Origin of the sequence: Aquibium microcysteis (assembly GCF_014495845.1) — a bacterium.
Classification (GTDB): Bacteria; Pseudomonadota; Alphaproteobacteria; order Rhizobiales; family Rhizobiaceae; genus Aquibium; species Aquibium microcysteis.
In genome coordinates this window covers 2815607-2840479 of sequence record NZ_CP061080.1, presented here as the reverse complement: position 1 = coordinate 2840479, position 24873 = coordinate 2815607, and the positions used below count along the sequence as shown (strand labels likewise).

Annotated in this window: 12 protein-coding genes; 8 read left to right on the top strand and 4 right to left on the bottom strand. The window is 67.8% G+C overall.

Annotated features, from left to right (window positions below; translation table 11 throughout):
- Positions 1-358 precede the first annotated feature (358 nt).
- Entirely contained in the window at positions 359-4888 is a 4530-nt protein-coding gene (locus IAI54_RS13130) for an autotransporter outer membrane beta-barrel domain-containing protein (protein ID WP_235679406.1), read from the top strand.
- Positions 4889-6203: 1315 nt separating this feature from the next.
- On the opposite strand, the gene IAI54_RS13125 is transcribed toward IAI54_RS13130, so the two are convergent.
- The gene (locus IAI54_RS13125) at positions 6204-11114 is read right to left on the bottom strand and encodes an autotransporter domain-containing protein (RefSeq protein WP_187972758.1); all 4911 of its coding nucleotides are present in this window, start codon (positions 11112-11114) and stop codon (positions 6204-6206) included.
- 320 nt (positions 11115-11434) lie between these two features.
- Positions 11435-12778, bottom strand: coding sequence for a UDP-glucose dehydrogenase family protein (locus IAI54_RS13120; protein WP_187972757.1), 1344 nt, complete (start codon positions 12776-12778; stop codon positions 11435-11437).
- 333 nt (positions 12779-13111) lie between these two features.
- Here IAI54_RS13120 and galE point away from each other — a divergent pair, with 333 nt between their 5' ends.
- A complete protein-coding gene (galE, locus tag IAI54_RS13115) occupies positions 13112-14089 on the top strand; it encodes a UDP-glucose 4-epimerase GalE (protein WP_187972756.1) in 978 nt (325 codons plus the stop codon).
- A gap of 21 nt (positions 14090-14110) precedes the next feature.
- On the opposite strand, the gene IAI54_RS13110 is transcribed toward galE, so the two are convergent.
- Both IAI54_RS13110 and IAI54_RS13105 read right to left on the bottom strand, forming a co-directional pair.
- Positions 14111-15544, bottom strand: coding sequence for a mannose-1-phosphate guanylyltransferase/mannose-6-phosphate isomerase (locus IAI54_RS13110; RefSeq protein WP_187972755.1), 1434 nt, complete (start codon positions 15542-15544; stop codon positions 14111-14113).
- A 45-nt stretch (positions 15545-15589) separates the two neighbouring features.
- Positions 15590-17017: a phosphohexomutase domain-containing protein gene (locus IAI54_RS13105; protein ID WP_187972754.1), complete on the bottom strand. Its 1428-nt coding sequence runs from the start codon at positions 17015-17017 to the stop codon at positions 15590-15592.
- 860 nt (positions 17018-17877) lie between these two features.
- Here IAI54_RS13105 and IAI54_RS13100 point away from each other — a divergent pair.
- The 6 genes from IAI54_RS13100 to IAI54_RS13075 all read left to right on the top strand — a co-directional run bounded on the left by IAI54_RS13100 (position 17878) and on the right by IAI54_RS13075 (position 24860).
- On the top strand, positions 17878-18303 hold the full coding sequence (locus IAI54_RS13100; protein WP_187972753.1) for a FecR family protein: 426 nt from the start codon (positions 17878-17880) through the stop codon (positions 18301-18303).
- 114 nt (positions 18304-18417) lie between these two features.
- Positions 18418-19221, top strand: coding sequence for a tyrosine-protein phosphatase (locus tag IAI54_RS13095; RefSeq protein WP_235679351.1), 804 nt, complete (start codon positions 18418-18420; stop codon positions 19219-19221).
- A complete protein-coding gene (locus IAI54_RS13090; RefSeq protein WP_187972751.1) occupies positions 19221-20000 on the top strand; it encodes a polysaccharide biosynthesis/export family protein in 780 nt (259 codons plus the stop codon). The genes IAI54_RS13095 and IAI54_RS13090 overlap by 1 nt, the downstream gene beginning before the upstream one ends.
- A 27-nt stretch (positions 20001-20027) precedes the next feature.
- Positions 20028-22397 carry a GumC family protein gene (locus tag IAI54_RS13085; RefSeq protein WP_187972750.1) on the top strand — a complete coding sequence of 790 codons (2370 nt, stop codon included), beginning with the start codon at positions 20028-20030 and terminating at the stop codon, positions 22395-22397.
- On the top strand, positions 22372-23544 hold the full coding sequence (locus tag IAI54_RS13080) for a tetratricopeptide repeat protein (RefSeq protein WP_187972749.1): 1173 nt from the start codon (positions 22372-22374) through the stop codon (positions 23542-23544). The genes IAI54_RS13085 and IAI54_RS13080 overlap by 26 nt, the downstream gene beginning before the upstream one ends.
- A complete protein-coding gene (locus tag IAI54_RS13075; protein WP_187972748.1) occupies positions 23544-24860 on the top strand; it encodes an O-antigen ligase family protein in 1317 nt (438 codons plus the stop codon). The genes IAI54_RS13080 and IAI54_RS13075 overlap by 1 nt, the downstream gene beginning before the upstream one ends.
- Positions 24861-24873: the final 13 nt, after the last annotated feature.

Below are 24873 nucleotides of genomic sequence, written 5' to 3'. Positions count from 1 at the left end.
GCGGCGTAGATTGCCGCAACCAGATCGTGCTTGTCGATGCTTGGCATAAACTTCCCGGGAAAACCCAACTTTCCGTAATTGGCCCGCCATTCATCGGTTCGTCAACCGGATACTTAACAGAGGGTTAAGCCCGCTTCGGCGACGGCTCCGCGCTGCGGCACGGCTGCCGACCGCGGCGGCATCTGATGGAATCGCGGGCATCGCAGGGCGGTCGCGGCGCGTTCCCGGCGCTTCAGGTGCCATGGCCGCGCTGCACTGGCCGCGGCAGGCTCGCAGCCGCAGCCGCGAGGGGCGGGCGCGAACCAGCCGGGCCGACGCGATTTCGTCCGCCTTTTCAGTCGCATACCCAAATGTGGGTATGCGCATCTGCGGCCGCATCGCTACATCTCCGGCGGGGACTTTCGACTGGGGACTGGTCACGGTGAGCCACTATTCGATCCTGGACGTGTGCAGTGCGGCAAGGCGCGCGGGGGCCGTTGCGGCGGCGTTTCTGACCTTGGTCGGGATCGCGACGCCGGCCATCGCCGGGACGCTGTCGGAGTCGGAGGCCGTCGACGAACGGATAACGACGCTCGGCACGTGCAGTATCCACGTCCAGCACTTCGTGGAGGGCGTGCAGCGTGCCGCCATGATCGACCTCTACGCGGACGGCTTCACCCAGCTCGGTACCGCCGGCGGCGCTTCCTATGTCACCGAACAAGAGGAGACGCGTCCCTACACCTCGACCGCCATCACCGAACAGATGATCGCCACCTGTCTCGGCGTCGAGGTCGACGACGTCACGATCGTGTCGCAGAACGGCGCCGAGGAAGGGGACAATGCGTATTACGTCGACGAGGGGATGAATCTCGACTTCGTCGTCCTCGTCCCGGCGGGCGCGCGGCAGGCGGGGTCCTACAGCTTCAGCCTGCCTGGAACGGACACGGTTCCGGAGCCCTACGACATGCCCGTCGCCGATGCCGGCGACGACCAGGAGGTCGCGTCGGGTGAGGAGGTGACGCTCGACGGCGCGGGCACCGGCGGACAGGACAAGCTCGCCTTCACCTGGGTCCAGACGGGCGGGGAAAAGGTCGCTCTGTCGGACGGGACGGCGCAGAGGCCGACCTTCACGGCGCCGACGCTCGCCCCGGGCGCGCAGGACGCGGTGCTGACCTTCTCGCTGGTGGTCGACGACGGGCTCGTCGACAGCGAGGCGGACGAGGTGACGGTCACGGTCAAGGCACCGGCCGGCGCGCAGGGGGCGCTGTCGCAGTCGGGGCCGGTGGAGCGTTCCACGACGATCGGCACGTGCTTTGTCCTAATCCTGCACCACGTGGATGGCGAGTTGCGTGCCGCCGCGATCGACCTGTACTCGGGCGACGCCAATCACATCGGTATCGCCGGCGGAGCAGCTTACAGCACCGAAGAAGGGGAGACGCGTTCCTACACCTCGACTGCCATCACCGAGGAGATGATCGCTACCTGCCTCGACGTCGATGTCGACGACGTCACGATCTTGTCGCAGAATGGCGCGGAGGTGGGGGACAATGCCTATTTCGTCGACGATGGGATGAATCTCGACTTCGTCGTTTCCGTTCCGGCGGCGGGCCGCAAGGCCGGTGCCTACAGCTTCAACCTGCCGGGTACCGACAGCGTGCCGGGCCGGGCGTCGGAGAACGTGGCGCCGGTCGCCGATGCCGGCGACGACCAGGAGGTGCAGCCGGGCGACGAGGTGACGCTCGACGGCTCGGCTTCGAGCGATGCCGACGGCGACGACCTGACCTATCTCTGGACGCAGACCGGCGGCGAGACGGTGACGCTGTCGAGCGCCACCGGCAAGGCGCCGCGCTTCACCGCGCCGGCCAAGGCGGGCGCGCTCACCTTCTCGCTGGTGATGAACGACGGGCTCGCCGACAGCGAGGCGGACGAGGTGGTCGTCACCGTCAAGGCACCGGCCGGCGCGCAGGGGGCGCTGTCGCAGGCAGGGCGCATCATGACATCCGCGAGGATCGGCTCCTGCTCGATTGAACTACAGCACCTTCCGAACAACGGCGCCCCAACCGCCGGCATCTGGATGCGTCATGAACAGCAGCGATACATCGCGGGGGGGGCGGCCTATTCGATAAACGGAGAGACCTCCTCTACCTACGTCCTCGTCGGCAACGCGTTCACGAGCGAAGTTCTTGCTTCCTGTCTGGGCATCGACGCCAGCCACGTCACCATCACCTCGCAGGACGGCGCCGAGACCGGGGATGATGCCTACTATTCTGACGAGGGGATGAACCTCGATTTCTTCGTCGATGTGCCTGCCGACGGGCGCAAGCGCGGCGCCTACCGCTTCGCAATGCCCTACGAATACGTCATGCCCTACGACACGGAGGACAATCTGGCGCCGGTCGCCGATGCCGGCGACGACCAGGTGGTCCAGCCGGGCGACGAGGTGACGCTCGACGGCTCGGCTTCGAGCGATGCCGACGGCGACGACCTGACCTATCTCTGGACGCAGACCGGCGGCGAGACGGTGACGCTGTCGAGCGCCACCGGCAAGGCGCCGCGCTTCACCGCGCCGGCCAAGGCGGGCGCGCTCACCTTCTCGCTGGTGATGAACGACGGGCTCGCCGACAGCGAGGCGGACGAGGTGGTCGTCACCGTCGCCGGTGCGAACACGCGGCCGGTCGCGTCGGCCGGCACCGGCCTGCGCGGCGTCCTGCCGGGCGCCTTCGTCAGTCTCGACGGTTCGGGTTCGGGCGACGAGGACGGCGACGACCTGACTTATCTGTGGACGCAGACGGATGGCACGACGGTCACGCTGTCCGACGCCACGGCCGCGCAGCCGACCTTCACCGCACCGGACCAGCCGAGCGATCTCACCTTCTCGCTCGTCGTCAACGACGGCACCGAGGACAGCGAGCCCGACACGGTGACGATCTCCGTGATGGAATCGAACCAGCCGCCGCTCGCCGATGCGGGCGAGGACCAGGAGGTGGAATCGGGCGCGACGGTCACGCTCGACGGTTCCGGCTCGAGCGATCCCGAGGAGGACCCGCTCAACTACGCCTGGAAGCAGACTGCCGGGCCGGACGTGACCCTGGAGAGCAGCGGCACCGGCGACAAGCAGACCTTCACCGCCCCGACGCTCGCGCCGGGCGACGAGGACGTGGTGCTGACCTTCTCGCTCAGCGTCCATGACGGCATGTCCTACAGCGACGAGGCCGACACCGTGACCGTGACGGTGAAGGCGCCGCAACCGGGCGGAAAGATCGCGCAGATGATCTCGTTCACCTCCGACATCCCCGACACCGCGATCGTCGGCCGCACGCTCGACGTGACGGCCGAATCCGATTCCGGTCTCCCGGTCACGCTGTCCGTCGGCAACGGCGCGGGCCAGGGCGCTGCGCCCTGCACCATCGAGGACGGCACCGTGTCCTTCTCGGCCGAGGGCGTCTGCGCGATCACGGCCACGCAGGAGGGCGACGAGACGCATGAGGCTGCAGAGCCGCTGGTGGCGCAGGTGACCGTCGGCCCGGAGATGACGGTGACGCCGCCGGCCGGCAAGCTGCCGACGGCGGTGGTGGACATGGTCTATTCGATCACCATCACGGCGAGCATCCCCGCGACCACAACCCTCTGCAGCGGCATCCTGCCAAAGGGCCTCGAACTCTATACCGACGGCAGGCTCACCGGGACCCCCGAGGAGGACGGAACCTATGAATTCCGGGTCTGCTTCGACGCTTCGATCCCGACGGTACGGACGACTGTCGGCGCCCGGACGACGCCTCCGGTCGAGCAGCAGATCGTGAACTACACGCTCGACGTGGAGCCCGCGTCCGACAGCAGCGCCATCCAGAAGATCGCGGACGCCGCGACGGAGGCTTCCGCCATCGTTTCCGGCGAGGTGATCGTGGAGACGGTCTCGGACGCGGCGAGCGCAGCCTTCAACGACACGCCGCCGCTGGTGACGGCCTATTCCGACGGCGTCAGGATCACGCTCGGCAAGCAGGGACGGCTGGCGACCCCTGCGTCGGACGCCATCGAGGCGCTGACCACGGAGGACCGCAAGGCCGTGCGCGCGCGGGCCGGCGGCACGCTGCCCGGTCTCTTCGCCTATGCCGCAGACGGCGGGGCTGCCGCGGCCGACCAGGTCGATCCGTCGCGCTGGTCGTTCTGGGGATCGGCGCGGCTGACCGGCGTGGACGTCAATGCGACCGAAGCCGATCTGGAAGGCACGCAGGTCAATGCGCTCGCCGGCGCGGGCTACCGGCTGAACGACCGTCTGGTGCTGGGCGTCTTCGGCGGCTACGAGGTGATGGACTTCGAGGACGACGCTAGTGCCCGCTTCGAGGGCGACGGCTTCACGGGCGGCGTCTATGCCGCCTGGCGGCCGAAAGCCGGGCTGCGGTTCGATGCACAGGTCTCCGCGACGTCGCTGCTGTATGACGTCCGGTCGGGACAGGTCTCGACGAGCTTTGGCGCCAACCGCCTGATCGCCGCGGCGGGTGTGACCGGGATGCAGCGCTTCGGCGCGATCGCGCTCGAGCCGAGCCTGCGCGCCACCGGCGTCTGGGAAGACCAGGAAGGCCATGTCGACAGCGCCAGCGTCGCCCACGCCGCCCGCAAGTTCCACTTCGGGAAGATCTCGGCCGGCGCGAAGGCGTCAACGACCATCGACCTCGGCGAGGGGCGCTCGCTGGCTCCCTACGTCGCCGCCTATGCCGACTACCGCTTCTCCGGCGGGGAGACGACGGCGACGCTGGAGGCCTTCGACGACCTCTCGGCGCGGTTCGGTGCCGGCTTCACCGCGCGTGTCAACGCATCCACCTCGTTCGGTCTCGACGCGGACGTCTCCGGGCTCGGGCTCGAGGACGTCATGATGTGGTCGCTGAAGATGCGGCTCGGCATCGTCTTCTGACGTCCGGCTCCGGCTGGACGGTGCAGACGACCCACCGGACCTTCTCCATCGTCCCGCTCGATGACCTGCGCCGAGGCATGGATCCCGGATACGCGGCGTCTCGCTACGCTCGACGCCGCGTTCCGGGATGACGAAGGCGGGGGGTGCCGGCCCCCAGCCCCTCGTCCTCGGCGTCCGTCCCGATGCGGCCAGCCTGTGTGGCACGTCATTCCGGGGCCGCGCAGCGGAACCCGGAATCCAGAGCGCCGGCGCCCGGGGCGGGGGCACGAGCGCCGCGCCTTTCCGCCTCGGTCACCACTCTGGATTCCGGGTTCCGCTGCGCGGCCCCGGAATGACGCCGATAAGGGAGGCCGCGGGGGTGGGTTTCGATGCCGCCTGCAGGTGCTCATGTGCAGCTGAGTTGAGGGGGCGCGTCTGGAGGGGCGTTGCATCTGCCTGCGCCGCCGTTGCGTTCCCCTGCCTTGCCTTTGCCGCGGCCCTCCTTCACCTTCGTCATCCCGGGCGAAGCCGGAGCGGAGGCGCAGACCCGGGATCCATGCCTCGAGCGGTGTCGGGTGGCTGGACGGTGCAGACGACGCACCGTTCCTTCTCCATCGTCCCGCTCGATGACCTGCGCCGAGGCATGGATCCCGGATACGTCGTCCTGCGCTGCGCTCGGACGCCGTTCCGGGATGACGAAGGCGGGGGGACGGCCGAAAGGGCGCCGGACGATGTGACGACGGCGACGGCGGCGGGAGCGGCCGCCGACCGCCGGTGGCACGCCTCGTCGTGCACCGGATCGCGGGGACGGATGGCGAGGCATGGATCCCGGATACGTGGTCCTTCGCTGCGCTCGGACGTCGTTCCGGGATGACGAAGGCGGGGGCGCGCAGGCCTCCAGCCCCTCGTCCTCGGCGTCCGTCCCGATGCGGCCAGCCCGCGTGGCACGTCATTCCGGGGCCGCGCAGCGGAACCCGGAATCCAGAGTACCGGCGGCCTGGACGGGGGCACGAGCGCCGCGTATTTCCGCAACGGTCACCACGCTGGATTCCGGGTCCCGCTGCGCGGCCCCGGAATGACGCCGATGAGGGAGGCTGCGTGGTGGGTTTCGATGCTGCCTGCAGATGCGCAAGTGCAGCTGAGTTGATGACGAAGGGAAGGGGGCGCGGTCGCGGGTGCAGCCACCTCCACGGTCGTCATCCTGAGGGTCCGAAGGACGGGCGAGACCGGTGGCTCGCCCCGAAAGCGGAGCGAGCCTCGAAGGACGCAGGACGATGGCGAAACGATACGGCGCAGGTGCGGTCTCACGCTCCTGCGCCGTGATGTCTTTACCCGATCAGAAGTTGACGCTGAACTTGGCGCCGCCTGCGTTGATCGTGGTGTCCTGGCCGAAGGCGCCCTCGTAGAAGATCTGGAGGGTGCCCATGTCGCCCTTGAGGATGTCGACGCCGGCCGAGACGGTCCACAGGACGTCTTCGGAGGTGGTGCCGACGGTGAAGGGCGTCGCGGCGTTGCCGTCGGCGTTGAAGACGCCGGTCAGCGAGTAGTCGTTGCCGGTGTAGAGGGCGACGCCGCCGCGCAGGTAGGGCCGCAGCAGCATGTCGCCGCCGAGCTCGATCTGGCCGCCGACCTCGACCGCCGGCAGCAGCGCCAGCACGGTGTTGTCGACGCCGTTGCTGCTGATGGAGGCCACGCCGCCGCTTTCGGTGAAGGCGCCGGTGCGCACGTAGGTGGCCGACAGGTCGACCATCGGGCGCAGGTAGAAGCCGCCGGTCTGCAGCGTGTAGGCGGCGCGCAGGCGGCCGCTGACGGTGGTCACGTCGGTCTCGCCCGACAGGAGGTCGGTGAAGTTGCCGAAGGCGATCGGCCGCAGCGTGTCGTAGCTGCCGTGGGAGGCCGAGAGCGAGGCCGCCAGCAGCAGCGGGCCGGGTGCGTACTTGACGACCGCGCCGGCCGAGAAGCTGTCGCCCTTGCTCGACGCGCCGCCGTCGCCGTCGCGGTCGGACGAGCGGTAGCCGATGGAGCCGCCGAGGCGCCAGGGCGTGCCGTCGACCGCCATCTGCACGCCGCCCATGATCTCGGTGGAGCGGGTGTTGAAGCCGGTCAGGTCGCCATTGGCGGCGTTCAGGTCGTACTCGCTGTAGACGGCGCGGCCCCAGGCGCATTCGCCCTCGGCGGCGAAGGCGTTCTCGCCACCGGCCATGCGGCAGCTGAGCATGCCGTCGGAGAAGGTGTCGATGTCCTGCACGGCGGCGATCTGGTCGGCGACGTAGATGTTGGGCGACAGCTGGTTGAGGGCGGCCTCGCCTTCCTCGACGGAGCCGAGGTTGAGCAGCGCCACCGCCAGCGGCTCGAGCCCGCCGGGGCCCTGGATGCTGGCCTGGATGGCGTTGCCGATGGAGCTGGCATTGTCGCCCATGCCGGCCGGCGAGAAGTCGAAGCCGTTGATCGACAGCTGGACGTCGTTGCCGCCGTTCACCGTGCTGACGCCGGCGAGCACGAAGGGGTTGGTGATGGTCAGCGACTGCGTGGCGCCGTTCGCCGTGGTGATGATGGTGTAGGTCTCCGGCGTGCCGTCGGCGCTGACGAAGTTCAGCCGCAGGTCGCCGTCGAGCGAGGCGGTGTTGGAGACGGCGATGCGGTCGGCGGTGCCGTTGTCCATGTCGACGTCGAACAGCAGCGTGCCGGTCGCCTCGTTGACGAGGATGCCCGTCAGCGTCGACGTGTAGACGTTGTCGTCGCCGCCCGGCGACAGCGTGCCCGAGTTGCTGAGGGTGTCGCCATCCAGGTTCACGAGGCTGCCCATGTTGAAGAGCGCGCCAGCGTGGTTGTTGAAGGTGTTGCTCCACACATAGAGGTCGACGTTGCCGCTGATCGTGCCGTAGTTCTCGATCACCGTCTCGCCGCGGTCGGCCTGGATGGCCATGCCGGCAATGCCGTCGGCGCTGGCGATGGTGCCGTAGTTGTAGAGGTTGTTGTAATTGGCCTGCTCGAAATAGACGCCCGTGAAGCCTGCGCCACCCCGCACGCTGCCGTCGCTGCCGATGGTGACCGACTGCGTGCCCCAGGTGCGGAGGTGGATGGCGTCCTGCGCGCCGGAGACCGTGCCGTCGTCATAGGTGACGGTGATCGTGCCGCTGCCCGAATAGGCCTGGATGCCGGCGCGGGTGCTGGAGCTGATGTCGCCCGTGGCATCCACGGTCACCGAGTCGCCGCTGATGTTGCGGGCATAGATGCCGTCGAGCACCGAGGTGACGGCGCCATACTGCTTCACGTCGACCTTGCCTGAAGCGGTCTCGGCATAGATGCCGTACTTGGTCTCGGCTCCGATCGTGCCCGTGTGGCTGATCGTGACACCGCCGCCGCCGCCGTTTTCGGCGAAGATGCCGCTCTCGTAGGCCGTGATGTCGCCCGAGGCCATCGTGACGGTGATCAGGCCGTTCGCGGTGTCGGCATAGATGCCGTTGCCCGTGTCCGACGTGATGTCGCCGGTGCGGTCGATGCTGATCGACTTGTTGGTGCCGTTCGTGGTGGCGAAGACGCCGTGCAGACCGGAGGTTATGGCACCGTACTGGTTCACGACGACCGCGCCGCTGCTCGACACCGCGTAGACGCCGAACCCGTTGGCGCCGGCATCGATCGTGCCGGTCTGGGAGACGCTGACCGTCTCCTCGCTGACGTTCTGGGCGAAGATGCCGGAGCCGGCCGCAACGATATTGCCGGACGCCACCGTCACGGTCACGGCGCCGTTCTTCGCGTAGGCGTAGATGCCGGTGTTGCCGCTGGTGACGTCGCCGGTCTGCAGCACGGTCACCGATTTGTCCGTGCCATTGGTGGACGCGAAGATGCCGTGGCTGCTGTCGGCTTCGATGACCCCGACATGCGTCACCGAAATCTGACCGGCGGCCGATTCGGCGAAGATGCCGGCCGAGCCCGCGAAAATGTCGCCGGTCTGCGTGATCTGGATGGCGTCGTCGCTCAGCGACTTGGCGAAGATGCCGTCGCCGTAAGCGTCGATGTCGCCGGACGCCATCGTGATCGTGATCGGCCCGTCCGTTGTGTGGGCGTAGATGCCGCGGCCGTTCGTCGACGTGATGTCGCCGGTGTGGTCGACGAGTACGCCCGCTCCCGAACCACTGGTCCGGGCGTAGATGCCGTCGCCGTTCGAATTGATGGCGCCATACTGGCGGACATTCACCACGCCGTCGGGCGAATCTGCAAAGATGCCGCGGCCCGAGGTCGAGTCGATCGTGCCGTAGGAGGTGATGTCGATCGTGCCGGAGCTGGTGTTGCGGGCGAAGATGCCGGTGTCCGAGGCGCTGATGTCGCCATAGGCGCGGGTGATCGTGATCGAGCCGTCGGCCGAGAAGGCGTAGATGCCGCGGCCGGAGGTCGACGTGATGTCGCCGTCCTGGTCGATCGTCACGCCGTCGTTGTCTCCGGTGGTCGTGGCATGGATGCCGTCGTCGCCGGACTGGACCGTGCCGTACTGGTTGACGGTGACCGCGGCGTTGGACGACTGTGCGAAGATGCCGCGGCCCGAAGCGCCGATGTCGCCGGTCATGTCGATCAGGATCGCGCCGTCCGCGCTCATCGCGCTGATGCCGGTCGTGCTCTGCAGGATGTCGCCGGTCAGGGAGATCGTGATGGAGCCGCCGCCGCCGGCCTTGGCATAGATGCCCTCGGCGCCGGCCGTGATGTCGCCGCTCGACCCGATGTCGATCGCGCCATGCGTCGATTCCGCATAGATGCCCTTGCCGCCGCTCGCGGTGATCGCGCCGGTGCGGTCGATCGTGACGGTGCCGCCATTGGAGGTGCGGGCAAAGATGCCGTCGCCGCCGGCGCTGATCACGCCGTCCTGCTCGATGCCGATGTTGCCCGTCGCCGACGATGCGAAGATTCCGTCGCTGCCGGCCGTGATGCCGCCGTCGAGATCGATGGTGATCGCGGTGCCGCCGTAGTTCTGCGCGAAGATGCCGAAACCCGTCGCATCGATGTCGCCGCCGGACATCGAAATGTCGACCATGCCGGTCGCCGAATAGGCATAGATGCCGTCGCCGGAAGTCGAGGTCAGGTTGCCTGTGCGGTCGACCGTCACCGTGTTGGAACCGTAGTTCTGCGCGAAGACGCCGGTGCCGACCGAGGTGAGCGCGCCGTACTGGTTGACGGTGACCGCGCCGGTCGAGGAATAGGCGTAGACGCCCTTGCCGCCGGCGTCGATCGTGCCGGTCATGTCCACGGAGACGGAGGCGCCGCTGCGGTTCTCGGCGAAGATGCCGTCGTTCGCCGAGGTGATGTCGCCGCTGCTCATGGTCACCGAGACCTGACCCATCGACGAATAGGCGTAGATGCCCCGTCCGTCGCCGCGCGTCGTGTCGATGTCGCCGCTGTGGATGACGGTCACGGATTCGGTATTGCGGTTCTCGGCGAAGATGCCGTCGCCGTAGGAATCGATTGCGCCGTAATGCACGACCATGACGGAATCGAGGGCCGAATAGGCGTAGATGCCCTTGGCCGTCTCGGACGTGATCGCACCGGACCAGCCGACGATGACGCTGCCGTCGCCGTTGGCGCCGAAGGACTGGACCACGATGCCGTCGCCATAGGCCTCGATCTCACCGCCGCCGCTCAGTTCGGCGTCGCCGTTGGGGGCGTCGACGACGATGCCCTTCCCGCCGGACGAAGCGATGCCGCCGCTGCTGCTCACGCCGACGTCGCCGAATTCCGACCAGGCACTGATGCCGCCGAGCGTGCCCTCGATGTCTCCGACCAGCGTGATCGAGGTGTTGTCCTGCGAGAGGGTGCGGACCCCGTAGCCGCCGTCGGAGACGATGTCACCCGTGTGGTCGATGGTGACGGTGCCGCCGGAGGAGTTGGCATAGATGCCGTCGGCGTCGACGGCGATGGTCTCGAAGTTCCCGGTGTCGCTGGTGATGGTGATCGGACCCGTCGACTGGAAGTCGATCGCGTTGACGCCGGCATTGTCCGGCCAGATCTTGCCGGTCACGCCGGTGATGACGAGCGTCTCGACCGGATTCGTCGCGACGACGCCGTCGCCGAGCAGGCCGGTGCAGGTCTGGGTGGTGCCGGCGATGCTGCAGGCCGCCTGCGCCTCGCCCGGCGTTCCAAAGCAGAGGAAGATCGTAGTCAGTGCCGCGCCGCTCAGAAGGGCGTGCTTCCTCCCCGCCCTCCGGCCGGCCGATCCACCAGAAGGCGAGGAGCCCTGGCGCGCTACGAATACGTTCATTCCTGTCAACCCCCGTACAATCCAGGCGCGCAAACGGAATCAGATCGCGCCTTGCCCCTTAGAACTCTAGTCAACGGGTTCAACCCGCGATAGCGCGTGTCATCTTCCCTAGCGGCATTTCGCGGCTATGTGGCATTCCCGCCACAGGGTGCGCCCGGAACGCGGGCTCCTGCGGAAGGGACGGCTGCGGATCCTGACGGCGCGAGGATGACCCCGGCCGGCGGGCGCGCTTCAGAGAGGAGTCGCGTCCGGCAGCCGAACGACCTTTACGCGCCGACGGGCCGTCGGTCGTGACCGTACGGCGAGCGCGCGCCGCCCGGTCAGGAGGCGACGTTTCGGGTGCCGCGGCCGACGGCATAGAGGGTGATGCCGTGGCGTTTCGCGGCGGCCGGATCGTAGACGTTGCGGCCGTCGAAGATGACCGGCTGCTTCAGCACCGCCTTCAGCGCCTCGAAGTCGACGATGTTGTAGGCCTTCCACTCGGTGACGAGGACCAGCGCGTCGGCGCCTTCCAGCGCGGCGTCGCGGCTGGCGCAGAGCATGAGGTCGGGGCGGTCGCCGTAGATCCGGCGGCATTCCTCCATGGCCTTCGGGTCATGGGCGCGCACGCTGGCCCCCGCCGCCCACAGGGCCTCCATGATGACGCGCGCGGGCGCCTCGCGCATGTCGTCGGTGTTGGGCTTGAAGGAGAGGCCCCAGAGCGCGAAGGTGCGGCCCTTAAGGTCGCTGCCGAAATGCGCGGTGATCTTCTCGACGATGAAGCTCTTCTGGCGGTTGTTGCGCTCCTCGACCGACTTGAGCAGCGTCGCGTCGAAGCCGATCTGGTCGGCGGTACGGATCAGCGCCTGCACGTCCTTCGGGAAGCACGACCCGCCATAGCCGACGCCGGGATAGATGAAGTTGTAGCCGATGCGCGGGTCCGATCCGATGCCGTGGCGGACGTGCTCGATGTCCGCACCGAGCCGGTCGGCCAGATTGGCGATCTCGTTCATGAAGCTGATCTTGGTCGCCAGCATGCAGTTGGCGGCGTATTTGGTCAGCTCCGCGCTGCGGATGTCCATCGCGATGATCTTCTCGCGATTGCGGTTGAAGGGCGCGTAGAGTTCGCGCAGCCGCTCTTCGGCGCGGCGGCCGGCCACGCCGATGACGATGCGGTCGGGCCTCGTGCAGTCGGCGACGGCGGAGCCTTCCTTGAGGAATTCCGGGTTGGAGGCGACGTCGAAGGCGATGTCCTCGCGTCCGCGCGCGGCCAGCCGCTCGACCATCCTGGCACGCACCTTGTCGGATGTGCCCACCGGGACCGTGGACTTGACGACCACGAGCCGTTCGGAGGTCATGTGGGTGGCGATGGTGTCGGCTACCGCCAACACGTAGGAGAGGTCGGCCGAGCCGTCCTCGTCGGGAGGTGTGCCGACCGCGATGAACTGGATCTCGCCATGGGCGACGCCGCGCGCGGCGTCGGTGGTGAAGCGCAGGCGTCCTGCCGCGCCGTTCTCGACGACGAGGGTCTTCAGATCTGGCTCGTAGATCGGGATCTCGCCGCGCTCGAGCCCGGCCACCTTGGCGGCATCGACGTCCACGCAGAGCACCTGGTATCCGGCCTCCGCGAAGACCGCGGCCTGGACCAGACCGACATAACCCGTTCCGAAAATGGTGATCCGCACGCGCTTCTTTCCCTTCGTCCCTCTGGCGACGGCGCATATCCCACGCCGCGCAGGCCAGCGCAACGTTCCGCGGGACGTGCCGTCCGGCCGGGCTCCGGCCGCCCGGCATCCGCCCGGTACCTCTCCGAAGATGCAGCTGCAGAACGTCCGGTCGCGGCGCCGGCCGGCCGTTCCGTTCCGCACCGAAACCGTCGTGGAGCCATCGGTCGAGGCCGTCCGGCTTCATCGGGAGGTCGAGCGATGCCGTGACTTCCGTCGCCGACGATGACAGAACGCACGGCAGACGAATCCGTTCATGGCCGCGCCGACCTGCCGGCGCGGAGAAAGGTGCACATGGCGACGATACTTGTGGTGGGCGGCGCGGGCTATATCGGCGCGCACTGCTGTCTCGATCTCGCCGGGCGGGGACACCTGCCGGTCGTGTACGACAACCTCTCCAACGGCCACGAGGAATTCGTGCGGTGGGGCCCGCTCGAAGTCGGGGACCTGCACGACAGGGACCGGCTGCGCGAGGTGCTGGCCCGGCACCAGCCGGCCGCGATCATCCATTTCGCGGCGCTGATCGAGGTCGGACAGTCGCTGCTGGACCCGCTGTCCTTCTACGACAACAATGTCGGCGGCACGATCGCCCTGCTGTCGGCGGCGTCCGAGGCCGGTATCCACAGGCTCGTCTTCTCATCGACCTGCGCCACCTACGGCGTGCCGGACGCCACGCCGATGGCGGAGGAGCACCGGCAGGTGCCGATCAATCCCTATGGCCGCAGCAAGCTGATGGTCGAACGGATCCTGTCCGACCTCGACGACATTCGGGGCCTCCGCTCGGTCGTCCTGCGATACTTCAACGCCGCAGGTGCCGACGAGGAGGGACGGATCGGCGAATGGCACGATCCGGAGACGCATGCGATTCCGATCGCCATCGAGGCGGCGATGGGGCGCCGTGCGGGCTTCACGATCAACGGCAGCGACTACGACACGCGGGACGGGACCTGCATCCGCGACTTCGTCCACGTGATGGATCTCGCCGACGCCCACACGCGCGCGGTCGAGCACCTGCTGGCCGGCGGGACGAGCGCCACGGTGAACCTCGGCACCGGCACCGGTACCTCGCTGCGGGAACTGCTCGACGTCGTGCGCAAGGTGAGCGGGCGCGACGTCCCGGTGTCGCTGGGACCGCGGCGCGACGGCGATTCGCCGTCGCTCGTGGCCGACAACCGCCGCGCACGGGCGCTGCTCGGCTGGGAGCCGAAACGGTCGATCGAGGACATCGTGGCGAGCGCCTGGCGCTGGCACTCGTCCCGCAACGCGGGCTAGTCTCCCTCGTCCGGTGCCGGTTCAGCCCTTGGCGCCCTGGCCTCGGGCATAGATGTCGTCGTAGCGGATGATGTCGTCCTCGCCGAGATAGCTTCCGGTCTGAACCTCGACCAGCACCATCGGCACCTTGCCCGGGTTCTCCATGCGGTGGACGGCGCCGAGCGGGATGTAGACGGACTGGTTCTCGGTGAGCAGCCGGACCTCGCCGTCGATGGTGACCCTGGCCGTCCCCTGGACGACGATCCAGTGCTCCGAGCGGTGGTGGTGGCTCTGGAGGCTCAGCGACGCGCCCGGGTGGACATGGATGCGCTTGACCTGGAAACGGTCGCCGACGGCGAGCGATTCGAACCAGCCCCATGGCCGGTGGTCCTTCGGAAGCTGCGTCGCCTGCCCGGCGCCCTTCGCCCGCAGCGCCTCGACGGCCAGCTTGACGTCCTGCGCGCGGCTCATGTCCGCCACGAGCACCGCGTCGTTCATGGCGATCGCCATGACGTTGTCGAGCCCGATGCCGACCAGTTCGACGCCGTCGCTCTCGGACCTGAGCAGGCTCGCACGGCAGTCGATCGCGGTGACCGCGCCCGACCGGGCGACTCCCGCGGCATCCTGCGCGGTCTCGCTCCAGACGGCGTCCCAGCCGCCGAGGTCCGACCAGGCGCCGTGATAGGGCACCACGGCGAGGTTGGAGGCACGCTCCATGATGGCGTAGTCGATCGAGATGTCGCGGGCGGCCGCGAAGGGTGCCGGCGCCAGCCGCAGGAAGCCGAGATCGGCCTTCGCCTCCGCCACCGCGGCGCGCACGGCTGCGAACACGTCCGGCGCATGCGCCTCGAAGGCCGCGACCATGTCGGCGGCCGAAAAAAGGAAGATGCCGGCGTTCCAGAGATAGTTGCCTGCGGCCAGCATGGCCGCGGCCTTTGCCGCGTCGGGCTTCTCCACGAAGCGAGTCAGCGCCACCGGCTCCCCGTCCGCCGGCGGCTGCCCCGCCAGTTCCAGATAGCCGTAGCCGGTTTCCGCACGGGTCGGCGCGATGCCGAAGGTGACGATCCGGCCTTCGGCGACGGCCGCCAGTCCGCGGCCGACGGCGGCGCGGAAGGCCGCGGCATCCGGTATGACGTGATCGGACGGCGAGACGAGCAGGATGCCTGCCGGATCGCGCTCCCGGACGAAGAGCGCGGCGGCGAGGATGGCCGGAGCGGTGTTCCGCGCCTCCGGCTCGATGATCACCGCGAACGGGTCGAGCCCGGCCCCGGCAAGCTGCTCGGTGACGATGAAGCGGAAATCGGCATTGGTGAGCACGATGGGCGCGGCATAGCCCTCGCCGACGAGCCGGCTCGCCGAGGCCTGGAAGAGGGTCTCCTCGCCCACCAGCGGGACGAACTGCTTGGGATAGCTCTTGCGCGACAGCGGCCAGAGCCGGGTGCCGGAGCCGCCGCACAGGATTGTCGGGTAGATCATGTCGCCTTCAGCCTTCCCGATGGAGCACGCCGGTAGAAAGCAGATTCAGGCATTGCCCGCAATGATCGAGGACCGGCCGTCCAGCGCGCCGCGCACCCGGTCGAGGAAGACCGCGAGCAGATCGGCAGCCGCCTGCGGTTCGTCCGATTCGGTGTAGATGCGGAACTCGGGCGCATTCCCGGAAGGGCGCAGGTGGACGACGTCGCCGTTCGACAGCGTCGCGCGCAGGCCGTCGGTCCGGTCGAGCGCCACCTCCCGCCCGGCGGGCGACAGGAAGGCCGCGCGGGCCTGGTCGTCGGCCAGCCGGTCGAGAAGCGCGAGCGCAGCCGCGGGATCGATGCCGGCAAGCCTGTCGGCGGCGGTGAAGCGGGGCGGGAGCGCCTCGACGAGCTCTGCGAGAGACCGTCCGGCGGCCCTGGCGGCCGCGAGCGGCGCCAGCATCGGAAGGAAGGCGTCGCGCGTCATCAGCGGCGCGAGGTCGCCGGCCGGTGCCGCGGCACGGAAGCCCAGCAGGAACCCGCCATTGGCCTCGAACCCCGCGACGCGTGCGGCCGGATCGGCAGCGCGTGCGGCCTCCATCGCCGCGATGACGAAGGGCGAGCCGATGCGGGTCAGACGAACGGACGAGAACTCCGGGATCACGGAGACCATGGAATTGGACGAGACCGGCGTACAGACCACGGTCGCGCCGAGAGTGCGCGCGGTCAGGACGCCGAGCACGTCGCCCGGGATCACCCGGCCGGACGCGTCGGCCAACATCGGGCGGTCCGCGTCGCCATCGGTGGAGAGGATCGCGTCGAGTCGTTCCGACGCACACCAGGCCGCGAGCTGTGCCCGCGTCTCCCGGTCGACCGCCTCGGTGTCGACCGGGATGAACCTGTCCGAGCGCGCGAGCGCCACCGTCGTCGCACCGAGCGCGCCGCAGACTTCCGCCATGGCATCGCGCGCGACGGAGGAATGCTGGTAGATGCCGACGCGCAGCCCCGACAGCGCCGATGGCCCGAAAGCGCCGACGTAGCGGCCGACATAGGCGGAGGCGGCCAGCGGGGAGGGGACCAGGCTGCCCGGTGCCGAGGCAGCCGGCCGCAGACGGGCCTCGAAGGCCGCCGAGATCGCCGCCTCCTCGAGCTTGGTGATCTCGCCCGTCGGCAAGTAGAACTTGAGGCCGTTGCGGTCGGCCGGAATGTGGCTGCCCGTGACCATCACGCTCGCGGCTCCGGCCGACATGGCGGCCAGCGCGAGCGCCGGGGTGGGCAGGGCGCCGCAGTCGTGGACGCGCAAGCCCGCGTCGAGTGCGGCCGCGATGACGTCGTCCGCGATCCGCGGTGAGGACGGTCGCAGGTCCCGCCCGACATGGAGGCCGGTGCCGGCGGGACAGACGGCGAGGAAGGCGTTCGCGTAGGCCGTCACCAGATCGGTGTTCAGTTCCGTGACAAGGCCGCGAAGACCGCTCGTTCCGAACCTGGGCGCCACGTTGCTCTCCGATCATCAGACGCCGTGTCGAACCAGATTCCGGCGCCAAAGTCACGCTGCGATATCGGACCGGGGGGCAGAGCCGAGCGGCGACGGCAGACGGCGTCCCGGACGCAGTGCGACCGCCCGGCCAAGCGTCCGCCCCGGCGCCGAGCCCGCCGCTGCGGTCGCAGGTGCGAGCCTCCGGCACCCGCTACCGATCCTTGCGCAGGTGTTCCGTTCACGCTCGCCGACGCCGGCTGATTCGCCGGACCGCAGCGGAAGCTGCCGCCGAATACTGCGCCTGTTCTTGAGTTCCGGACCCGAAGCAGGCACGCGGCAGGTGGTCTCCCGCGCACCTTGCGGCGGCATGAAGTCGACACAACCAGATATCGATCCTGCGCGGTGAAATGTCGCGCTTTCGTTATCTTGCGGCGTATTACGGAAGTTGCGATCCGGTGCCTGCTCTTCCATATTTCCACTTCGGCAGATCGACGACCACCCTCTCAAGCTCCTGTCGCGCGTCCAACCTCTAACTTTTGTTGTTCCGGTGCGTCTTTCCTGCGCGGCTTTCTCCGCCGGTCGGCATTGCGCCAGTTGTGTTACAATCTGCCTCAAGGGCATCCCCCTGAGTGGCAAGCCACAACTCTGGCACAAGATCGGACGACTGGACTTCGACGAGGGGCGATTGCTTGCCGACTACTGTTGCGCAAGCCGCCGGTGTTACAAACATTGATCCGCATCGACCTCGGTCTGATCCATTGGCCGTTGAACCCGTCAGGGGTGTGTGATAGCGGTCGCATACAGTGTAATGCTTCAGGAGACAGAGGGAAGTGATGCGGATCACATCTATGATTTGCGCGGCGGGGGTGGCCGCGGGGATGACCCTCGCAGCCGGGGCGGCCTTCGCGCAGGAATGCGCCTGCGTCGTTACGTCGACCGCGAACATCATCGGCAGGGTGACGGCGGTCAAGGGCACGGTGCGGATATCGCAGCAGGCCGGTTTCTCTCCGGTCCAGAACCAGTCGGCCCTCCAAAAGGGTGCCACGATCATGACTGGTGGGGATGGTTCCACGACGCTGGAACTCGGCACAGGGTGCACGATCAATCTGGTGGAGAACCAGTCGATGACCCTCGTCTCGCAGGCGAACGGCAACATCTGCGCGGCGGTGCGCACGGAGGCGGCTGCGGCCGGTGGCGTCACGACGGGCGCCGTCGTCGGTGTTGGGGTCGGAACGGCGCTTCTGGTCGGTGGCGTCATCGTGCTGAGCCAGGATAAAGAAACGATCTCCGTCAGCCAGCAGTAGCGAGGGCGGCCAGCTCTCAGTCTACCCCAGTGCAGTCGTCATTCGGTGCCAGGATCCCGATGGATCGTTCCGTGAGCGGCGGGTCGTTGTGAGGCTGATGGCGCCGATTTATCGGTGATCGACATCCATTCGCACATTCTTCCGGGCGTCGACGACGGTTCTCCGGACATCGCCACTTCGCTGGAGATGGCGCGGATGGCGGTCGCCGACGGCATCACGTGCATGGCCTGCACGCCGCACATCCTGCCCGGCATGTACGAGAACAGCGGGTCCGGCATAAGGAAGGCGGTCGATGGCCTGCGGACGGCGCTGGCAGCGGCGGGGATCCCGCTGGAGATCGTCACCGGCGCCGACGTGCACGTGGCGCCTGATCTGGTGGAAAAGCTGAAGGCCGGGACCGTTCCGACCCTGAACGGCTCCCGCTACTTCCTCCTCGAGCCCTCGCACACGATCCTGACGCCGCGTCTGGAGGAGTTCGCCGAACGCCTTATTGGTGCCGGCTTCGTTCCGATAATCACGCATCCGGAAAGGTTGCAGTGGATCCGGACTTCGTATGGCGTCATCCAGGGGTTGAACCGGATGGGCTGTCTGATGCAGATCACGGCCGGTTCGGTGCTGGGCGATTTCGGGAAGGTGCCATTGTACTATTCGGAGAAACTGCTGGACGAGGGCCGGGTGGATATCGTGGCGTCCGATGCGCACGGTACCGGACGGCGCCGCCCGGTGCTGACCCGCGCCCGCGATGCCATCGCGCTGCGCGTCGGGGAAAGCGAGGCCCGCGCCATGGTCGAGTCCCGGCCGGGCGCGGTGCTGACGAACACGTCGATCCAGGCCGTGGGCCGGTTCCGCGAGGCCGTGCCTGCCGAACCGGAGAAACGCAGTTTCATCGCCAGACTTCTCCGACGGACGGACAGCTGATGCACGCGACCAGACTTGATCTTCGACGGTACGGGCGGGCGGCGGCGGTGATCGCCGTGGCGGTGGCGTCGGGCTGCTCGACGACCGACACCCCGACCTCCGCGGCCGACGCCTCCTCGCAGGAGGTGCTGGCGCTTCAGGGCGAAGCAGGCGCCGGATCAGGCGGGCTCAGGGTCGTGCGCGACCTGCCGCCTCCGGCCAACACCCAGAACGGACAGGAGCAGCCGCTGGCTCCAAACGACGTCCTGGAGATTGACGTCTTCCAGGCCGATTCGCTCGACCGGACCGTTCAGATCGATGCAGCGGGGCGGGTGAACCTGCCGCTGATCGGGCAGGTGGAGGCGGCCGGCAAGAGCGTGCGGGCCCTCGAACAGGAGATCGAGGCCGCCTACGGCAAGAACTATCTGCAGAACCCCGACGTGACCATCTTCCTGAAGGAATCCTTCGGTCAGCGCGTGACCATCGACGGTGAGGTGACGAAAGCCGGCGTCTATCCGGTCTCCACCAGTTCGACGCTGCTGGAGACGATCGCGCTCGCCGGCGGCTTCCGCCAGATCGCCGACCAGTCGAAGGTCTACGTCTACCGCGACATCGGCGGCCAGAAGCTGGTGGCGAATTTCGACGTCGCCGAAATCCGGTCGGGACGGCGGGCCAATCCGCGTATTTACGGCGGCGACGTCATCATCGTGTTCACTTCGCAAACCAAAGTCGCTATGCAGAATCTGAAGGAAGCGCTGGGTATCGCAACCAGCGCATCGAGGCTCGCGGTGATTCCGTGATCGGGCGGCTGCGAAGAGTGGCTTGAGATGAACCGACAGATTCAACCCGGCGGACAAGGAGCGGCCTTCTCGCCGCCGTCGGAATTCCTGTATGACGGGCCGCATCGCTACGCGGCCTACGGGTATCGGGAGCCCGAGCCGGAGCCCGAGACGTTCAACCCGCTCACGCTGCTCCTCTACGTCATCCGGTATCGCTGGCTGATCGCGTTCCTGCTCGCGGTCGGCCTCGTTTCGGGCGCGGTGTTCACGATGATGCAGACGCCGCGCTACAGGGCGACGGCGCAGCTCGAGGTTCTGGTCCCGTCAGCCAAGGTGTTCCAGGACATCGAGGTCGTGTCGGAGGCCACCGACGTGCGGTCGTTCCTGACTGCGCGCGAGAAGCTGAAGAGCCGGGCACTGGCGCAGCGCACGGTCTACGAGCTCGGCCTGACCGAGCGGGAGGATTTCCTCTTCCCGAAGCCGGACTTCTCGCCGTTCAACCTGTTCTCCCGGGCCTTCGGCATCGACCGGACGACCGACATCGATCGCTATACGCCCGAAGAGCGCGAGGCGATCGCCATCGGCCGGGTCATGCAGAACCTGTCGGTCGATCTCGTGACCAACACCAGCCTGCTCAAGGTCAGCTTCAGCGACCAGCAGCCGGCCTATGCCCAGAGCGTGGCCAACCAGATCGCGCAGAGCTTCATCGACCAGCGCGTCGACCAGACCAGCGAGACGTCGGGCCTGGCCCGCCAGTTCATCCAGGAACAGGTCGTGCAGGTGAAGGAGCGGCTGCAGCAGTCGGAGAAGGCGCTCGTCGACTACGCCAAGGAAGCCGGAATCACGGTGACCGGCGACGAGAACTCCCTGATCGCCGCCAACATGACCGCCATCAACACCTCGCTCGCCAAGGCGATCGAGGAGAACCTCGAATATGGCCGCCTGGTGCAGCAGATCGAGGCGGGCCGCGGGGACGGGCTGGAACAGGTGCTGGCGAGCGAAGGCCTGGCGCGGATCCGCAGCCGCATCGCCGAGCTCAGCGCCGAATACCAGCAGAAGCTGTCCCTGTTCAAACCGGGCTTCCCGGAGATGAAGCAGCTGGAGTCGCAGATCCAGGAACTGCGCAAGCAGGCGGAGAACGGAATCGCGGTGATCACCGATTCCATCCGGCTGAAGCACGAGGAGACGCAGACGAAGGTCGCGGACCTCCGGTCCAAGCTCTCCGAACTCGAAGCGCAGCAGGCCGACTATCAGGACAAGAACATCCAGTACACGATCCTGAAGCGTGACGTGGAATCCTACCGGTCGCAGTACGAGAGCCTGATCGACAAGCTCAACGACATCGGCGTGGGCGCCGACCTGAAGACCCAGAACGCGGCGGTCGTCGACCTGGCCGTCCTGCCGGGCGGACCCTATTCGCCGCGGATGACGGTCAACGTCGCGCTCGCCCTGGCGCTCTTCGCGGTCTTCGGCGCGGTGCTGATCTACATCCTCGAACTGCTCAACAACACCTTCTCGAACCCGGAGCAGGTGGAGAAGGAACTCGAGCTCCCCGTGCTCGGCATCCTGCCGTCGGTGGACGAGAAGGAGATCGCGGCGGCGCTGAACGACCAGCGGTCGGGTCTGTCGGAGGCCTACAGGTCGCTCCGCACCGCGCTCCAGTTCTCCGGTACGGAGGGCATGCCGCGGACCCTGCTCGTGACGAGTTCGGAACCCTCGGAAGGCAAGTCGACGACCGCCTTCAAGCTGGCGCAGGATTTCGCCTCGCTCAACACCAGCGTGCTGCTGGTGGACGCGGACATGCGCAAGCCGAACCTGCACCGCCTGTTCGGGCTAGACAACACGCTGGGTCTGAGCAACCTGCTCACCAACACGATCCGCCGGGAGGACTATCCGAAGCTCCTGCGCCCGACACGCTATCCCAACGTGACGATCCTGACCTCCGGGACGATCCCGCCCAATCCGGCGGACCTGCTTTCCTCGTCGCGCATGGCCGCCGCGCTGAGCGGGTTCGCCAAGCGTTACGATCTCGTGATCATCGACGCTCCGCCGATCGTCGGCCTTTCGGACGCGCCGATCCTGAGCCGGCTCGCGGACGGGTCGCTGCTGGTCGTCTCCGCCAACCAGGTCCCGCGCAAGTCGGCCATCAATGCCCTGAAGCGGCTGCGCGCGGCCGGCGCCAACGTCGTCGGAACGACGCTGTCAAAATTCGCGGTGAGCCGACTCGACTACAACTACGCGTATAGGTACATCAACAGCGACTACTATTCATACGGGGCCGAGACCCCCAGGCTTGCCGGCACCGCGGGGCGTGTTGAGGAGGAAGACGTTGGTCAGGATCCGACGTTTGGCGATATGGCTCGCGGCGTCCGCGGCCGTCTTGATGCTTTCCTTGCACGCATCAAGCAGGCTCGTTGAGGAGACCGACCCGGGCTTCGCGATCGCCCTCTTTCCCCTCAACGTCGACGCCACGACGACCCTCGTCGAGCGGCTGCTCGACGGACAGGAGGCGGGCGCCGACGTCTCCCGCGCGCAGGAGGTCGTCGAGAAGGCCATCGCGCTCAACGCCGGCCATGCCCGACTGCAGAGCCTGAAGGCGGAGATCCTGCTGCGCGAGGGAGACCGAAGCGGCGCAGCGGACGGCTTCGAGCGCGCCCTGCGGCTTTCGCGCACGGAGAGCGTCGCCCTGCAGCGGACCATCGCCTGGTCGATCGAGGCGGAAGAGGTCGTCGGCGCGCTCGAGAACATCGACGTGCTGCTGCGCCGGCATCCGTGGAAAATCAGGGATCTGGGCAGCATCTTCGCCGCCATCGTGACGACGCCCGAGGGCTATCGGGAACTGCGCCGCCGGCTTCTGGTCGGGCCGCCCTGGGCCGCCGCGGTCTTCCGCCAGATCGCCGCCGACCCGCCCAGCCTGGCCGCAGGTGCCTCGCTGCTGACGGATCTGCACAAGGAGGGCGCCCCGGTCGGCGACTGGGGACTGTCGACGATCGTCCAGGCCCTCATCCGCGAGGGACGCCCGATGGAGGCCTACAACCTGTTCCTGGCGACGCAGTCGGCCGAAGAGGCAGCGCTGGCCGGGTACGTCCACGATGCGGGCTTCCAGGGAACGCCGAGCAACAAGCCGTTCGACTGGCAGATCCGCAGCCGTTCCGGGCATACGGTGGAGCGGCTGCCGCATCCGTCCTTCGCGAGCGCCAAGTCGGGGCTCCTCATCCAGTTCAACGGGACGCCCGTGAAGGACATGCAGGCGAGCCAGGTCCTGGCCCTGCCTCCGGGACTTTATGATCTTTCCGCCACCCTCACCGCCGCCAATGCGAAGCTGCCGAAGGGGCTCTACTGGTCGCTGCGCTGCCTGTCGTCCAGCCGCGAATTCGCGCGCCTCTCGATCGCGGAGGGGAGCTACCGCGACGAAACCGTGTCGGCGGCATTCGAAGTCACGGCGCTCGACTGCCCGCTGCAGATCGTATCCATCCACACCGCAGTCATCGCCGAGAGCTGGAAGGATCGCTACCTCGGCAGCGTGGTCGTCCAGCGGCTGCAGATCCGCAAGAGTGCAAGCTGATGTCCACATCCGAGGCGCGACAGAAGATCGGACTGGGCGTCGTCCTGTTCCTGTCCCTCGTCTTCGGCGGCGGGGCAGGGCCCGGGCTGTTCACGGATTCGCTGCTGCAGGCGGCGATCGTGCTGGCCGCTGCCTTCGTGTTCACAGGCCCGTCGAACCTGCCGGCCTCTCCGGTGGGGATCTTCTTCCTGCTCGCCACGGCGCTCGCCGGGCTGGCGCAGGTGGTGCCGCTGCCGACGTGGCTCTTCGCCGGCATGCGCGCGGACGTCTTCATGCAGGCGGACGACGGCACTGGCTTCCGGTTCGTCAGCCTCGGCGTCGGGCGGACGCTCGAGGCGGTCGCCTTCGCCCTGGCAGCGATACTGTTCGCGCTCTCCGTCACGAAGCTCAAGGGCGAGCATGTGAGAGGGCTGCTGCCGTTCTTCTTCATCGGAGTGGCCTGCAACATGCTGGCCGGCGCCATGCAGTTCTCGATGGCGGAGAATGCCAGCCTGCAGAGCTGGCTGCCCTACACGATCAAGGCGGGCCTGTTCGCCAACGTCAACCACTTCTCCACGCTCCTCTTCGCAAGCATCCCGCTCATCGTCTACTATGGGCTCTTCGTCGGGCGCGGCATCCTCATGAGCCTGTCCATTCCAGCCATCCTGCTGATCCTGCTGGCGGCCGGCTCGCGGGCCGGCGTGCTGATCGGCCTGGCGATCACCGTCCTGTCCTTCCTCTTCCTCGCCTGGCGCTCGCGTGTCGGCACCCTGACGTCGGCGGCGCTGTTCGTGGGTCTCGGCATCTACAGCTTCGGCGCGACGACGAAGTTCATCGGCGATCTGGATCCGGGCTTCGGCCGCATGGAATTCATGCGCACCACCCTGGAGGGACTGAAGGAGAACTGGGTCTGGGGGGTCGGCTACGGGAACTTCCTCAGCGGATACGGCCCCAACGAGCGCGCGGAGATGATCTTCCGGCCCTACGTCAACCACGTCCACAACGACTTCCTCGAAGTCGCCTTCGAAGGCGGCGTCGTGGCGATGGCGCTGATGGCACTGTACCTGGTCCTGTTTCTCCTGCGGATGCGCCACCGGCTCGATCCGCTGCAGCGGGCGGCGTTCCTGTCGATCGTCTTCGTCCTCCTGCACTCGTCGATCGACTATCCGATGCGGACCATGGCGATCGCCGTGTCCTTCGCCATGCTGAACGGAATCTACTTCCATCGCATCCCGCTGTTCAGGCCGCCATCGCGCAGCGAGACGCTGGAGGTCAGCCACAACGGCGAAACCCTATATGCGCCGATCGAGCGGCCGAAGGTGGCCGATCCCGTGTGACGGTTCCGCCGCC